7 protein-coding genes are annotated in these 15,248 nt (G+C 73.7%); 5 read left to right on the forward strand and 2 right to left on the reverse strand.

Annotated features, from left to right (window positions below; genetic code table 11):
* Nucleotides 1–136 precede the first annotated feature (136 nt).
* Entirely contained in the window at nucleotides 137–1,417 is a 1,281-nt protein-coding gene (locus ABD347_RS15320; RefSeq protein ID WP_344361264.1) for a M6 family metalloprotease domain-containing protein, read from the forward strand.
* A gap of 231 nt (nucleotides 1,418–1,648) precedes the next feature.
* Here ABD347_RS15320 and ABD347_RS15325 read toward each other — a convergent pair whose 3' ends face one another.
* Complete coding sequence (locus ABD347_RS15325) at nucleotides 1,649–3,343, reverse strand: class I adenylate-forming enzyme family protein (protein WP_344361267.1); 1,695 nt, start codon at nucleotides 3,341–3,343, stop codon at nucleotides 1,649–1,651.
* A gap of 119 nt (nucleotides 3,344–3,462) precedes the next feature.
* Entirely contained in the window at nucleotides 3,463–4,083 is a 621-nt protein-coding gene (locus ABD347_RS15330) for a ScbR family autoregulator-binding transcription factor (RefSeq protein ID WP_344361269.1), read from the reverse strand.
* Between the two features lie 304 nt (nucleotides 4,084–4,387).
* Between ABD347_RS15330 and ABD347_RS15335 the strand changes: the two genes are divergently transcribed.
* From ABD347_RS15335 to ABD347_RS15350, 4 genes are all read left to right on the forward strand, one after another.
* Entirely contained in the window at nucleotides 4,388–7,519 is a 3,132-nt protein-coding gene (locus ABD347_RS15335; RefSeq protein WP_344361271.1) for an amino acid adenylation domain-containing protein, read from the forward strand.
* Between the two features lie 26 nt (nucleotides 7,520–7,545).
* Entirely contained in the window at nucleotides 7,546–14,037 is a 6,492-nt protein-coding gene (locus ABD347_RS15340) for an amino acid adenylation domain-containing protein (protein ID WP_344361273.1), read from the forward strand.
* An 82-nt stretch (nucleotides 14,038–14,119) separates the two neighbouring features.
* Complete coding sequence (locus ABD347_RS15345; protein WP_344361276.1) at nucleotides 14,120–14,440, forward strand: AzlD domain-containing protein; 321 nt, start codon at nucleotides 14,120–14,122, stop codon at nucleotides 14,438–14,440.
* A 29-nt stretch (nucleotides 14,441–14,469) separates the two neighbouring features.
* The gene (locus ABD347_RS15350) at nucleotides 14,470–15,216 is read left to right on the forward strand and encodes an AzlC family ABC transporter permease (protein WP_344361278.1); all 747 of its coding nucleotides are present in this window, start codon (nucleotides 14,470–14,472) and stop codon (nucleotides 15,214–15,216) included.
* The last annotated feature ends 32 nt before the right edge of the window (nucleotides 15,217–15,248 follow it).

Genomic DNA, 15,248 nt, shown 5'->3' on the forward strand with positions numbered 1-15,248 from the left:
CACCACTCACCTCCTGGCCGGTAACCCCCGATCGGCCGTATCCGGCGGGCGTCCGCCTCCGGCCCGGCAGAGGCTGATCGGACGGAGAGCAGCCCGGACCCGGCCGGCTGCCGCCGACCGAAGGCGATCAGCACGCATGCAGCAGACGCGCCGGCGGACTCGTAGACCGGTCGCCCTCGGGGCGGCCGCCACCACCCTCGTCATAGCCGGGCTGGCCACGGCGAGTTCGTCCCTCCCGGACGGGACCCGCGCGTCGGCCGGCCCCATAGCCGTCCGTGCCGCCGACGAGGCGGGGCTCGCGCCGTGCCGGATCACGACCGCGGTGGGCGTCCAGCTGTCGGAGGGCATACCCACGGGCCCGGACTACGCCCGCTCCACCGGCGAGGTCCGGGCCCTGACCCTGATGGTCGACTTCCCCGACGCCCCCGGCGAGGGCCCTGCGATGAGCCGGTTCGCCGAGTTCTTCCCGCAGACCACCGACTGGTTCCGCACCAGCTCCTACGGGCGGTTGCGCTACCGCCCCGAGGCACCGCTGCGCGACTGGCTGCGGATGCCGATGCCGTTCGGCTCGTACGGGATCGAGCGCGGCTCACCGTACGAACCCGGCTACCGCCAGCTCGTCCAGGACATCGTTGCGGCCGCCGACCCCAAGGTCGACTTCGGCGAGTACGACCTGGTCAACATCCTGGTCACGCCGAACGCGGGCCCCTCGGCGCTGGACACCGTGCTGTCCGTCACCTTCTCCGGCAACACCGAGGCCCCGCACGCCGACGGAGCGCCGCTCGCCAACACGTCGTTCGTCTACAGCCGCCAGGACGACGGCTCGGGCTCGTACCACGAGACGGGTTTCCGGGTCCTGCCGCACGAGAACGGCCACGTCTTCGGACTCCCCGACCTCTACACCGCCGAGGGCGGCGGCGCGGTGGGGCACTGGGACATCATGTCCGAGGACTGGGGGGCCAACAACGACCTGCTGGGCTGGCACAAGTGGAAGCTGGGCTGGCTCGACAACAACCAGGTGCGCTGCGCCTCGGCCTCCGGCACCCGCGAGTACACGCTCACCTCCCTGGCCACGAAGGGCGGCCCGAAGCTCGCCTTCGTCCCGCTCACCCCGGAGTCCGGGTACGCGGTGGAGGTCCGCACCCGGGACGGCAACGACGAGGCCGTGTGCGAGCCGGGCGTGCTGATCTACCACGTGCAGTCGGACGTGGACACCGGCCACGGCCCGGTCACCGTGGTCGACAGCGACCGCGACAGCGGCGGCTGCACCCGCCGCCCGAACGTGCACGCCGAACTGTCGGACGCCCCGTACCGCCCCGGCGAGTCCTTCACCGACCGCGAGAGCGGGGTACGGATCACCGTGCTGTCCGAGGACCCCGAAAAGGGCACGTACCGGGTCCGCATCACGCGCGCCTGACCCCACGCCCGGACCCGGACGCCGCGCCCGATCCGGACCACCCGCGCCCCGGCCCCGCACCCGGCCCGGACCACCCGCGCCCAACCGCCGCACCCGGCCCCCGGCCCCGTACCCGGCCCGGACGCCGCACCCATCCGGACCACCCGCAGCCCGGCCCCGCACCCGCCCCCGACCACCCGCGCCCGGGCCCCGGTTCCGGGCGCGTACCCGCGGGCGGCCGCCGCTCCGTGCCTAGGCCTCCCGGCGGACCCTGGCCCGTACCTCCTGGCGCAGGTCCCGCTTGAGCACCTTGCCCGTCGCGTTCCGCGGCAGCGGCCCGTCCTGGACGAGGACGTGCGCCGGCACCTTGAAGGCCGCCAGGCTCCGCGCCACGTGCGCCCGCAGCTCCCCGGGCCCGGCCGTGGCGCCCGGCCGCAGCCGCACCACGGCGGCGACCTCCTCCCCGAGTACGGGATGGGGCACGCCGAGCACGGCCGCGTCCGTCACGTCGGGATGGTCGTACAGCGCCGCCTCGACCTCCACGCAGTACACGTTCTCGCCGCCCCGGATCACCATGTCCTTCAGCCGGTCGACGACGCTGACCCGCCCGTCGCGCACGGTGGCGAGGTCACCGGTGCGGAACCAGCCGTCGGCGGTGAACGCGGCCGCGGTCGCCTCCGGGTCCTCCCAGTAGCCGCGCGCCAGGGACTGGCCGCGCAGCCACAGCTCGCCCACCTCGCCGTCGGGCAGCGCCCGTCCGTCCGGGGCGGCGATCCGCACCTCGGTGGCCGGGGTGGGCCGCCCGACGCTGCCGGGGAAGCGCCGGTAGGACGCGCCGAAGGTGGCCAGCACGCCGCCGCTGGTCTCGGTCAGCCCGTAGCCGTTGCGGGGTTCGACGCCCTCGGGGCAGCGGGCGACGAGGCCGGGCGGGGCGGCGGCGCCACCGGTGTTGAGCTGGGTCAGCGTCCCGAGGCCCCCGTCCCCGGCCGCGTCCAGCAGCTGGAGCGCGGTGGCCGGCACCCCGGCGTAGTGGGTCACGCCGTGCCGGTGGATCAGCTCCAGGGCCTTCGCGGCGTCCCACTTGCGCATGAGCACGAGCGTGCCGCCCGCCGCCATCACCGCGTAGAACGAGGTGAAGGCGGCGACGTGGAAGAACGGGAACGTGGTCAGCGACACCGGCGCCGGGCCCGCCCCCGGGATCTGCCCCCGTTCCAGCGCGGCGACGGCGGCGTGGAAGCGGGGGTTCATCGCGGCCCCGGCCTGCGCGAGGTGCGTGGCGACGGCACCCTTGGGCCGCCCGGTGGTGCCTGACGTGTAGATGATGGTGGCGTCGTCCTCGGGCCGGACCTCCACGTCCGGCGGGCCGAGCGCGGGATCGGCGGCGGGCAGGTCCTCGTACCGCTCGAAGCCCTCCTCGGCCTCCCCGTGGAAGACCAGGCCGGTCACCCGTGCGCGGCGCGCCCAGGCCCGTACGCGCTCCACCCGCTCGCCGTCGACGAGCAGGACACGCGGGCGGCAGTCGTCGAGGGCGTACGCGAACTCGTCCTCGGTCCACCAGGCGTTGAGGGGTACGGCCACGAGCCCGGCGAGCTGCGCGGCCCAGAACGCGACCTGCCACTCGGGGTGGTTGCGCATGGCGACGACGGCCCGGTCGCCGGGGCGCAGCCCGTACACGTCGGTGAAGCGGCGGGCGAGGGCGCAGGCGGCGGCGAAGAACTCGCCGTAGGTGTACGTCCGGTCCTCGGCTACGAGGAAAGGCCGCTCGCCGAAGGCCCAGGTGACCTCGGCGAACTCGCGGAGCGTGCGCGGTCCGGCGGCGTACACCGGGGGCCCGTCCCCGGTCGTCTCGACGGCGAAGGGCGCTCCGGGGGCGGTGAGCACGGCCTCGGGGCGCGCCGGGTGGTGCGTGGACGCCGGGTGGTGCGTGGACGGATCGGTGTGCGGCACGAACGCCTCTTCCTAAGCGCTTGCTCAGTCCCTTCCCGGGCGACGCTATGCGCCCCGGCCGCATCCCGTCAAGGTCCGTGTATTGAGCACCTATATGCGGGCTTCCGGCATTCAGGACCTCAGGCGGCCGGCGCCAGGACGGGCCGCACGACGTGCCACATGCGCCCCAGCCACTCCTGGGCCGTCTCGCGCGGCGCGGGCAGGACCTCGCCGAAGGCCGCGTCGGCGCGCGTCCGGGCCATCGTCTCGGCGCCCACGATGACGGACATGACGAGCGCCGCGGCGGACCGCGCGTCGGCTCCGGGCAGCGCCGTCCCGTCGGCCTCGGCCCGCCGCAGGGCGCGGAAGAGGCTGCCGAGCCAGTTGACGTGACAGTGCAGGGCCGGGTCCTCCGGAGTCTCCAGCTCACGGGCGAGGCGGACCCCGGCCCGGGTGACGACATCGCTCTCCAGCAGCCCCACGAGCGTGTACGTCATGTCGACGACGGTCTGGAACGCCGGTCCCGGACGTTCGGCGCAGAGCCGCAGGGCGGCTCCCGAGGTGGCGCACGCCTCGGCCTGCACGGCGCGGGCGAGATCGGACTTGGCCGCGAAGTGGAACGACAGCGCGCCCTTGGTGACCTGGGCGTGGTCACTGATCACCGCGAGGGTGGCGCGCTCGTAACCGACCTGGTCGAACACCGCCGCGGCCGCCCGGATCAGATTCGCCCTGGTCCGCTCGGCCCTCTCCTGCTTCGCCACAGCCCCACCCCTCTCGCCGGGACGACAGTAGAAACCAACCTCTTGGTATGTCAATGGGTCGGGAAATCCGCGTACAACCAGCCGTCGACGCATGCCCGCAAGCCAGTTTGCCACCCCCGGGGCGCGTCAAACAAACCATCTACGCGGTTCTGTTAGCTCCACCCGTAGCTCCACCCGCTTCCCGGGGCGGGGGCGGTGGCCGAGTTGGCAAAGTGGCGCCCGGTGTGGGTACGCCCCGAAAAAAATACAGAACGCTCCCTATTCTTTTTTTCGTCACACGTACCGCCGGAGGTAGGGACCGCCCATGCCAGCTCACCACCCATCCCCTGTCGACCAGCGCGTCGACCGGCTCTTCCTGGAACAGGCCGAGCGGGCCCCGGACGCCCTCGCCCTGGTGCACGGCGAACGGAGATTGACGTACGGGCAACTGCGGGACCGGGCCCGGGCGGTCGCCGGGCGACTGGCGGCCCTGGGCGTGGAACGCGAGACGCTCGTCGCACTGGCCTTCCCCCGCTCCGTCGACGCGGTCGTCGCCATGCTCGGCGTCGTCCTCGCCCGGGGCGCCTACCTCCCCGTCAACCCGTCCTTCCCCACCGGGCGGATCAACCGGCTCCTGGACGACGCCCTCCCGCCCCTGCTGCTCTGCGGCCCCGGACTCGCCGACGGCCTCGCACCGGCCGTGCCGGAGGGCACCCGGCTGCTCGGCCTCGACGAGCTGGAAGCCATGGTGGCCACCGCCACGCCGGCGTCACCGGCCGTCGGGGAGTCCGCGGCCGGGTCCCCCCTCGCGTACGTGATGTACACCTCCGGATCCACCGGCCGCCCCAAGGGCGTCATGATCGAGCACGCCGGGATCGTGCGGCTGGTACGCGGGGCCGACTACTTCGACTTCTCCGACCGCCACCGCTTCCTGCTCACCGGCGCCCTGGAGTTCGACGCCGCCACCTTCGAGATCTGGGGCGCGCTGCTCAACGGAGCCGTCCTGCACCTCGTGGACGAGGACGTCCTGCTCACCCCCGCCCGGCTCAAGACCGCCCTGCGGGACGCCGGCACCACCGTCCTGTGGCTCACCGCACCCCTGTTCAACCAGCTCGTCGACGAGGACCCCACCCTCTTCGCCGGACTCGAGACCCTTCTGGTCGGCGGCGACGTACTCTCCTGCCGGCACATCGCGCTGCTCCGCGCCGCCTGCCCCCGGCTCAGGATCCTCAACGCCTACGGGCCCACCGAGAACACCACCTTCACCACGGTGTTCCCCATCGAGCGCGACCACCGCACCGCCATCCCCATCGGCCGGCCCATCAGCGGCACCACCGTCCTGGTCCTCGACGCCGAAGGCCGCCCGGCGGCCCCCGGACAGGTGGGCGAGTTGTACACCGGCGGGCAGGGCCTCGCCCGCGGGTACCTGGGGCGGCCCGACCTCACCGCCGAGCGGTTCGTCACCGTCGACGGCGCCCGCCACTACCGCACCGGTGACCTCGTCAGCGCCGACACCGACGGCGTGCTGTCCTTCCACGGCCGCACCGACGACCAGGTGAAGATCCGCGGCCACCGGGTCGAGGTCAAGGAGGTCACCAACGCGCTCCTGGAGACGGACGGCGTCCGCGACGCGCACACCCTCGTCACCGGGGAGGGCACCAGCCGCCGGCTCGTGGCCTACGCGGTGCTCGACGGCACCTCCGGCGAGGACTCCGTCGCCGCGGCTCTCCGCCGCACCCTGCCCGGGTACATGTGCCCCGACCGCGTCGTGGCGGTGCCCACCCTCCCGCTGAACGCCAACGGCAAGGTCGACAGCGCCCGCCTGCCACAGCCGCCCGCCCGCCCCACCCACCGCGAACCACCGGTACGCACCGCGCTGGAGGAGCGCGTCGCCGGCCTCTGGGCCGACGTGCTCCACCTGGACGCCGCGACCATCCACCCCGACGACGACTTCTTCGACCTCGGCGGCACGTCCATCACCGCCGGGGCGCTCGCCGGCCGTCTCCACCGGGCCACCGGTGCGGCGCTCCCGCTGAGCCGGCTGTTCGAGACCCGCACCCTGGCGGCCGTCGCACAGGCGGTGGCCACGGCCGAACGCACCGAACTCGCCCCGCTCCCCGCCGAACCGGGTGGCCGGCGTACCTCCGCGCTCCACCCCCAGCAGCGCGCCCTGTACGCGCTGTGGCGCACCGACCCGTCGTCGACCGCGTACAACATCCCCTTCCGCCTCGACATCGCGCCCGGCCTGGACGCCCGGCGGCTGAAGGCGGCGCTCACCGCGCTCGTCGCCCGCCACGACGCCCTGCGCACCGGGTTCCGGCTCGACGCGGACGAGGTCCACCAGGTGCACGGCCCCGAAGCAGCCGCCGAGGTGACCACGGCCGACGAGCAGCGGGTGCCCACCGACGCCGAGGCCCTGGAGCGGCTGGTGCGCCCCTTCGACCTGGAGCGGCCGCCGCTGCTGCGTGCCCTGCTGGTGCCGGGCCCGGACGCCGACCGCCTCTACCTGGACGTCCACCACATCGTCTTCGACGGGGTGTCCCTCGCGGTCCTGGTGGAGGACCTGCTCGACCTGTACGCCGGGGTCGCCCCCGCCCCGCTGCCCGCCGGGTACGGCGACGCGTCGCAGTGGTTCGCCGACCGCCTCGCCTCCGGGGCGCTCGGTGACGCCGAGCGGTACTGGCGCGAGGTCTTCGCCGAACCGCCCGCCCCGCTGGACCTCCGCCCCGACCTGCCCCGCCCGCCGGTCCGCTCCACCCGGGGCGGCGTGGTGCGCCACCGGCTCGGCGCAGAGCGCGGCGACGCCGTCCGGGAGAGCGCCGCACGGCACGGTGTCACCGCCTTCAGCGTGCTGCTCACCGCGTACGCCACCGCGCTGGGCCGGATCACCGGCCAGCGGGACCTGGTCGTCGGCTGCCCGATGAGCGGACGCTCCCACCCGGACCTCGACCGGTTGGTCGGGATGTTCGTGAACACCGTGCCACTGCGGCTGCGGCTGACCGAGCAGGACCGGTACGCCGATGTGCTGCGCCGTGCCGCCGACCACCACCACCAGGCGCTGACCCACCAGGACTACCCGTTCGAGCGGCTGGTGCGGCAGGTCGTCACGGAGCGGGACCCCTCCCGCAACCCGCTCTTCGACGCCTTCTTCGCCCTCCAGAACATCGGCTTCCACCGCTTCCGCCGGCACGGCCGGCGCGTCGGGGTGTCCCTGCTCCACCAGGGCACCTGCCGCTTCGACCTGAACCTCCAGGCGTACGAGCGCCCCGAGGGCACGCTCCTCGAACTCGAGTACAGCACCGCCCTGTTCCACCCGTCATCGGCCGAGTTCCTCCTCGACCGGGTCGTCGCCGCCCTCGACGAACTCCTCACCGCCCCGGACTCACCGGTGTTCCCGCCCGCCGCACCACCGGCCCGGACGACACCCGCGGCGACCGCCGCCAGCTTCTCCTTCTAGCGCCTTCCACCCCCCAAGGACGAACCATGAGCAACGCACTCGCACTCCAGTCGGCCCTCAACGACTTCCCCCAGCAGCTGCGGTTCTGGCAGGAGCACCCCGCCGTACTCGCCGAGCCGACCGTGCTCGTACGCGACCACTCCCGCAAACACACCGGCGCCCGCCCCGCCGTCACCGTGCCGCTGCCCGCCCGGGCGACCGCCGCCGCCCGCGCCCTGACCGGCGGCGACCCGGTGCTGCTGCGGGTCCTGGGCGGCTCCGCCCTGGCGGTGCTCGCCGCCCGCGCCACCGACCGGGCGGACGTCGCCGTCCTGCTGCCGGCGCCCTCCCCCGCGGCGGCCCCGGCCCTGCCGGTCGCCGCCGAGGTGCGCCCCGCCACCACCGGCCGGGAACTGCTCGGCGCGGTGCGCGACGCGTACCTGGAGGGCCTCGCCCACCTGGACATCCCCCTCGGGGCGTGGCTGGACGCGGAGGAGGTGCGGCCCGGCGACCTGATGCTGGCGCTCGACGGCGACCTCACCGAGCGGCACGCCGAGGAGCGCGGCTGCCCCCTCCTCCTCGACCTGCGTACGGGCGAGGGGGGCGGCCCGGCGGAACTGGCGCTGTCCTACGACCCCCGGCTGTTCTCCCGGACCACCGCCGAGCGCCTGGGCGCCGACTTCGCCCGCGTGCTGGACGCGCTGCTCGACGACACCACGCTCCCCCTCGGCCCCCTGCTCGCCCCCACCGACCGCGAACTCTCGCTGATCGAGGGGGAGTTCAACGCGACCGACGCGGACTTCCCGGCCGACCGGACGCTCCACAGCTTCCTCGAGGAACGCGCCGCCGCCACGCCCGACGCCATCGCCGTGGCCGACGGGGGCGTGACGTACGCGCAACTGAACGCGGCCGCCAACCGGCTGGCCCGCGTCCTGCGCGACCGGGGCGTCGGCGCGGACGACGTGGTCGGCGTGTGCCTGCCCCGCTCGCCCCGGATGCTGGTCGCGGTGTACGCGGTGCTCAAGGCCGGCGGCGCCTATGTGCCGCTCGACCCGACACTGCCCGCCAACCGGATCGCGTACATCGTCGACCACAGCGGCACCGGCCTGGTGCTGGTCGACGACGACACCGCGCACGCCGTACCCGGCCGGGCGACCCTCCACGTGGACGACCCGGACGTCGCCGCGCAGGACGGCACCGACCTGCCCGCCGTGAGCGGCCCCGGCCACCTCGCGTACGTCATCTACACCTCCGGCTCCACCGGCCGCCCCAAGGGCGTCATGGTCGAGCACCGGGCCATCGTCAACCGGCTGTGGTGGATGCAGCGCGCCTACCCGCTGGGCCCCGGCGACACCGTCCTGCACAAGACGCCGTTCACCTTCGACGTCTCCGTCTGGGAGATCTTCTGGTGGTCGCTCGCGGGCGCGTCCGTGGTGACGCTGCCGAACGGGGACGAGAAGAACCCGGAGCTGATCGCCCGGCGCATCGCCGAGTTCGGCGTCACCACGACCCACTTCGTCCCCTCGATGCTGCACGCCTTCCTCCAGTACACCGCCGCCACCGGCGGCTCCCCGGGGCTCGGCTCGCTGCGCCGGGTGTTCGCCAGCGGTGAGGCGCTCGCCGTCGCCCACGTCCAGGCCTTCACCCGCGACCTGGGCGCACACGCCGAGCTGGTCAACCTGTACGGTCCGACCGAGGCCGCCGTCGACGTCACCTGCCAGCCGTGCGCCGGCACCGACGCCACCCGGACCGTCCCCATCGGCCGTCCGATCGACAACATCCGCCTCCACATCCGCACCCGCGACGGCGGCCGGGCACCCATCGGCACCCCCGGCGAACTGTGCATCGCAGGCACCGGCCTGGCCCGCGGCTACCTCAACGCCCCCGAGCTGACCGAGGAGCGGTTCATACCGAACGCCTTCGAGCCCGCCGGGCGCCTCTACCGCACCGGCGACCTCGCCCGGTGGCTCCCCGACGGGACCATCGAGTACCTGGGCCGCATCGACACCCAGGTGAAGATCCGCGGCTACCGCATCGAACTCGGCGAGATCGAGCACGTCGCCTCGGCCGCTCCCGGGGTCGCCGACTGCGCCGTCACCACCGCCCCGGACGCCGCCGGCGACCACGCGCTCGTCGCGTACGTCGTACCCGGCGACGGCTACCGGGCGGACGCGCTGCGCGCCGCGCTCACCGCCGAACTCCCCTCGTACATGGTGCCGCGGCACCTCGTCGAGGTGACCGCCATCCCGACCAGCCACAACGGCAAGCGGGACCTGAAGAGCCTGCCGCTGCCGTCCGTCGCCCCCGCGGCCACCGGTGAGCACATCGCGCCGCGCACCCCGGTCGAGGAGACCGTCGCCGCGATCTGGGCCGAGGTCCTGGGCACCGAGCGGATCGGCGTCCACGACAGCTTCTTCGCACTGGGCGGCGACTCCATCAAGTTCATCGCGGTCCTGGCCCGCGCCCGCGCGACCGGGCTGCACTTCACCTTCCAGGACCTGTTCGCCCACCCCACCGTCGCCGAGCTGGCCGAACTGGTCGCGGCGGGCGGCGCCACCGCCGGACCGGCCCACCAGGACACCGACCGGGAACCGTTCGCGCTCCTGCCGGACGCCGACCGGGCGCTGCTGCCGGACGGGCTGGACGACGCCTACCCGATGTCACGGCTCCAGATCGGGCTGATCTACGAAGCCACCCGCAGCGACAGCGTCGGCATGTACCACGACATCCTCAGCTACCGGATCGACGACCGGGTCGACCTCGACACGTTCTCCCGCGCGGTCACCGAGGTCTCCGCCCGGCACCCGGTGTTCCGCACCTCCTTCCACCTCGCCGGCTTCAGCGAGCCGGTGCAGCTCGTGCACGGCCGGACCCCCGCACCGCTGTCGGTGCACGACCTGCGCGGCCTCGGCCCGGACCGGCAGGCCCGCGCCCTCGACGAGTTCGCGGAGCGCGAGCTGGGCGACGGCTTCACCTACGGCACCCCCGACCTGGTCCGCGTCCACCTGCACCTCCTCACCGACGACTCCTACCAGTACTCGCTGAGCTACCACGACGCCGCCCTCGACGGGTGGAGCGTCAACACCATCCACCGCGACATCTTCGCCACCTACTTCGCCCTCCTGGACGGTACGGCGGTCCCGGCGCACGAACCCGCCCTGTCGTACCGCGACTTCGTGGCACTGGAGCGTGACGCCGTCGCCTCCGAGGAGCAGGCGGCCTTCTGGCAGCGGCTGCTCGACGGCGCGGAGAAGACCGCGCTGCCCCGCCTGCCCGACAGCGACACCGCCGGCCCGGGCGTGTCCCTCCACGACGTCGACCTGCCGCCGGAGCTCTCCGCGTCCGTCATCGCCACCGCCGGCCGGCTGCGCGTCCCCGTCAAGTCGCTGCTGCTCGCCGTGCACACCGCCGTGCTCGGCTTCGTCGCCGGCACGGACGACGTGCTCACCGGCTACGAGCACTCCGGGCGGCCGGAGGTGGACGGCGGCGAGAAGCTCGCCGGGCTCTTCCTCAACACCGTGCCCTTCCGTATCCACCTCACCGGGACGGACACCTGGGCGGGGCTGGTGCGGGCCGTCTACCGCGCCGAGACCGGGATGCTGCCCCACCGCCGCTACCCGATGGCCGAGATCAAGAAGACCGCCGGCACCCAGGAGACCCTCTTCGAGACGGTCTTCAACTTCACCCACTTCCACGTGCTGAAGGACCTGTCCGAGCGGGACGGCTTCGGCCTCGTACGGTCGGTGGTCAACGCCCAGACCGAGTTCCCGTTCCGTGCCGAGTTCTCCCAGGACGCGGTCACCGACGAGGTCCGGCTGAGCCTGCACTTCCACAGCGACGCCCACGCCTCCGAGCACATCGCCCGTATCGGCGGCTACTACCGGCGCGCCCTGGAGCAGCTCACCGCCGACCCGGACGCCCCGCGCGACACCGGCGCCCTGCTCGGTACGGAGGAGCTCGCCCTGCTGCGCGGATTCGCCGGACCCGATCACGAGCTGCCCGACGGCACGTTCGTCGACCTGTTCGCCGCGCAGGCCGCGCGCCACCCGGACCGCACCGCCCTGACGCACGGCGCCCGGGAGCTCACGTACCGGGAACTCGACCGCGAGTCGGAGCACCTCGCCGCCTGGTTCCGCTCGCGCGGGGTCGCGGCGGGCGACACCGTCGCCACGGTGCTGCCGCGCGGCGTCACATGGGCGGTGACCGTGCTGGCGCTGCTGAAGCTCGGCGCGGTGTACCTGCCGCAGGAGGCGGACTACCCGATGGACCGGGTGGCGAAGGTGCTGCGCCGAAGCGACTGCCGCCACGTCGTCGCCGACGACACCACCGCTCCCCGCTACCGCACCGCCCTGGCCGACGCGGGACTCGCGGTGGAGGTCCTCGTCCCCGAGGACGCCGCCGACTTCGACGCGACCGGGGCCCCCGCGCCTCGGCCCGGCCCCGCCGACGCGGCGTACCTGATCTTCACCTCGGGCTCCACCGGTGAGCCCAAGGGGGCGCTGATCCGCCACTCCGGCATGCTCAACCACCTGCTGGCCAAGGTCGTCGACCTGGACCTCGGGCAGGAGGACCGGGTCGCCCAGATCGCCACCCAGTGCTTCGACATCTCCGTGTGGCAGCTCCTGGTGGCCTGGACGCGCGGCGCGTCGACCGTGATCTACACCCAGGACTCCGTGGTCGACGTCCCGGGCTTCCTGCGCGCCGTCGCCGACGACCGCGTCACCGTCCTGGAAGTGGTGCCGTCCTACCTGGACGCGCTGCTCACCGAGACGTCCCTGCGGCCGCTGCCCCTGCCCGACCTGCGGGTCAACCTGGTGACCGGCGAACCGCTGCCCCCGGCCCTCACGCACCGCTGGTTCGCCCAGTACCCGGACATCCCCCTGGTCAACGCCTACGGCCCCACCGAGGCCTCCGACGACGTCACCCACCACCGCGTCGAAGCCCCCGTCGACGCGGTACGCGTCCCCGTCGGCCGCGCGGTCCTCAACACCGGCATCCACGTCGTGGGCCCCGACGACACGCCCCGCCCCCTCGGCAGCTACGGGGAGATCGTGGTGACCGGCGCCGGTGTCGGCCTCGGTTACGTCAACGACCCGGACCGCACCGCCGCCGTCTTCCGCCCCAACACCCTCGACGACCGTTCCGGGACGCTCTACCGCACCGGCGACGTCGGCCGCTGGCTGCCCGGAGGGGTCCTGGACTGCGCCGGACGCACCGACCACCAGGTGAAGGTGCGCGGCTACCGCATCGAACTGTCGGAGATCGACAGTGCCGTGCGGCGGCTCACCGGCGTCACCGGAGCGGTCACCCTGACCCGGCGGGTGTCCGGCGAGACCCGTCTCGTCACGTACTACACCGGAAGCGCCGAGCCGGACCTCGCCGCCTTCCGCCAGGGCCTGGCCGAGCTGCTGCCCGGCTACATGCACCCCGAGGCGCTGGTCCGCCTGGACGAGTTCCCGCTCACCGCGAACGGCAAGACCGACCGCAAGGCCCTGGAGAACAGCCGGGTCACCGTGGACGAGCGGCCCTTCGAGGCCCCGGCGACCGACGAGGAGCGGGAGGTCGCCGCCCTGTTCGCCCGCGCCCTGGACGCCGACCCGGCGACCGTGTCCGCGACCGGCAACTTCTTCGAGTCCGGCGGCCACTCCATCGCCGCCATGAAGGTCGCCGCCCTCTCCGACGGCCGGATCGCGCTGCGCGACCTGCTGGCCCACCCCACGCCCCGGCAGCTCGCCTCCCTCCTCACCGGCCCGGCGGGCGGCGAACGGCCGCTGCTGGTGGACCTGACCCGGGCGGCGGGCGTGGACGTCACCGACCCGGTGGCCACCGTCGTGTGCGTACCGTTCGCGGGCGGCAGCGCGGTCAGTTACGTCCCGCTCGCCACGGAGCTCGCCGCCCGCGGCGACGTCCGGGTCCTCGGCGTCGAACTCCCGGCCCGCACCGCGGCCGACACCCGGCCCCAGGTCCCCGTCGAACGGCTCGCCGCCGACCTGGCCGGCGAAGTCGCCGCGACCGTCGACGGGCCCGTGACGGTGCTCGGCCACTGCGCGGGCTCGGCCACCGGGCTGCTCCTCGTGCCGGAGCTGCGCCGCCTGGGTGTGGACGTCCAGCGCCTGCTGGTCGTCTCGAAGATCCTCAGGTCCACGGACTCGGCCGACCACACGTCCAACGAGGTCCTCGGCATGTCGGAGCAGGCGATCCTCGACTGGCTCGTCGACAACACCGGCCTGGACGAGGTGCGGACGCTGTCCGCGCGTGAACGCGCCGACCTCGCCTCCTCGTTCCGGTACGACACGGTCGAGGCGACCCGCGGGTTCCGGCAGGCCCTGAAGGAGCTCGCGAACGCCCCGCTCGACCTCCCCGTCACCGTGGTCGTCGCCACCGACGACCCGCTGACCGGTGGCCGCGCCGAGGCCGCGGACACCTGGCGGGAGCTGGGCCGGGACGTCCGTACGGTGGTCACCGGGCACGGGGGCCACTACCTCAACGTCACCCGCCCCGAGCTGGTCGCCGGCCTGCTGCTCGCCGACGGCTCCTGACCTTCCCCCCGGTGGCCGCGGCGTGACCCGCCGCGGCCACCTCCCGTTCGCACGTCCCTCCCGACACCCCTGAGAGGCCCCCATGACCCTGGTGACCATCGCGCTGATGGGGGCGGTGACCTTCGCCGTCCGTATCGCGTTCTTCGGTCCGCTGCAACCGTCGTCCATCTCCCCCAGGATCGAGCAGGCGCTGCCGTACGTCATGCCGGCCGTCCTGATGGCGATCATCGTTCCCTCGGTGCTGCTGGCGCCGAAGACCGACGGCGGCGGTCCGTCCTGGCTGACGCCCTACCTGGTGGGCGCCCTCGTCGGTTTCGCGGTGGGCGCGGTCAGGCGCGACAGCTTCTTCCTCGTCTTCGCCTCCTCCGTCGCCGCGTTCGCCCTGACGGGACTGGCCCTGTGACCGCGCTCCGGCGGAGGGCCGCGTCCCCCATGACCGCCGCGGCCTGTGCCGCCCCCGCTCCCTCCCGGATCCTGGAGATACGCCGGGGCTCGGTGACGTCCATCGGCATCGTGGTGGGCGCCGTCCCGTTCGGGCTGCTCGTCGGTGCCGTCTCCGAACAGTCCGGGCTGAGCCTGCTGGAGACGATGCTGCTGAGCGCCCTCGTCAACGCCGGCTCCGCGCAGATGGTCGGCATCGGCATGCTCGCGTCCGGGGCGGCCTGGCCACTGGTGGTCCTCACCACCCTGGTCATCAACGCCCGGCACGTCTTCTACTCCGCGTCCCTCTCGCCGTACGTCAAGCACCTCTCCCCCGCCTGGCGTTCGGCCCTCGCCTTCGGCATGACGGACGCCGTGTACGCGCTCGCCGCCAAGCGGTACCGCGAGGACGCCGACCCGCGCGGTTACCAGCACTGGAACGTGATGACCGCGTCGGTGGCCGTGTACGTCGCCTGGCTGGCCTCCACGCTGATCGGCTGGATCTACGGCAAGGATCTCAGCAGCATCGACGGCCTCGGGCTGGACTTCGCCATCTACGCCACGTACATCGGCCTGGTGGTGTCCTGCTTCACCAGCGCCCGAGCGGTGGCGATCGGCCTCCTGGCCGGCGCGCTGTCACTGGCCATGCACCAGCTTCCCTACCAGAGCGGCCTGTTCGTGGCGACGATGGTCGCCGCCGTCGTGGCGAGCGTCTGGGAGGGCAAGGTCCGCGGCCGCGACCTGGACCGAGCCGCCTGACCGGTACGGGAAAGGGGCCCCGGCGCCGGAGG

It is taken from the genome of Streptomyces gobitricini (genome assembly GCF_039532985.1).
Lineage (GTDB): Bacteria > Actinomycetota > Actinomycetes > Streptomycetales > Streptomycetaceae > Streptomyces > Streptomyces gobitricini.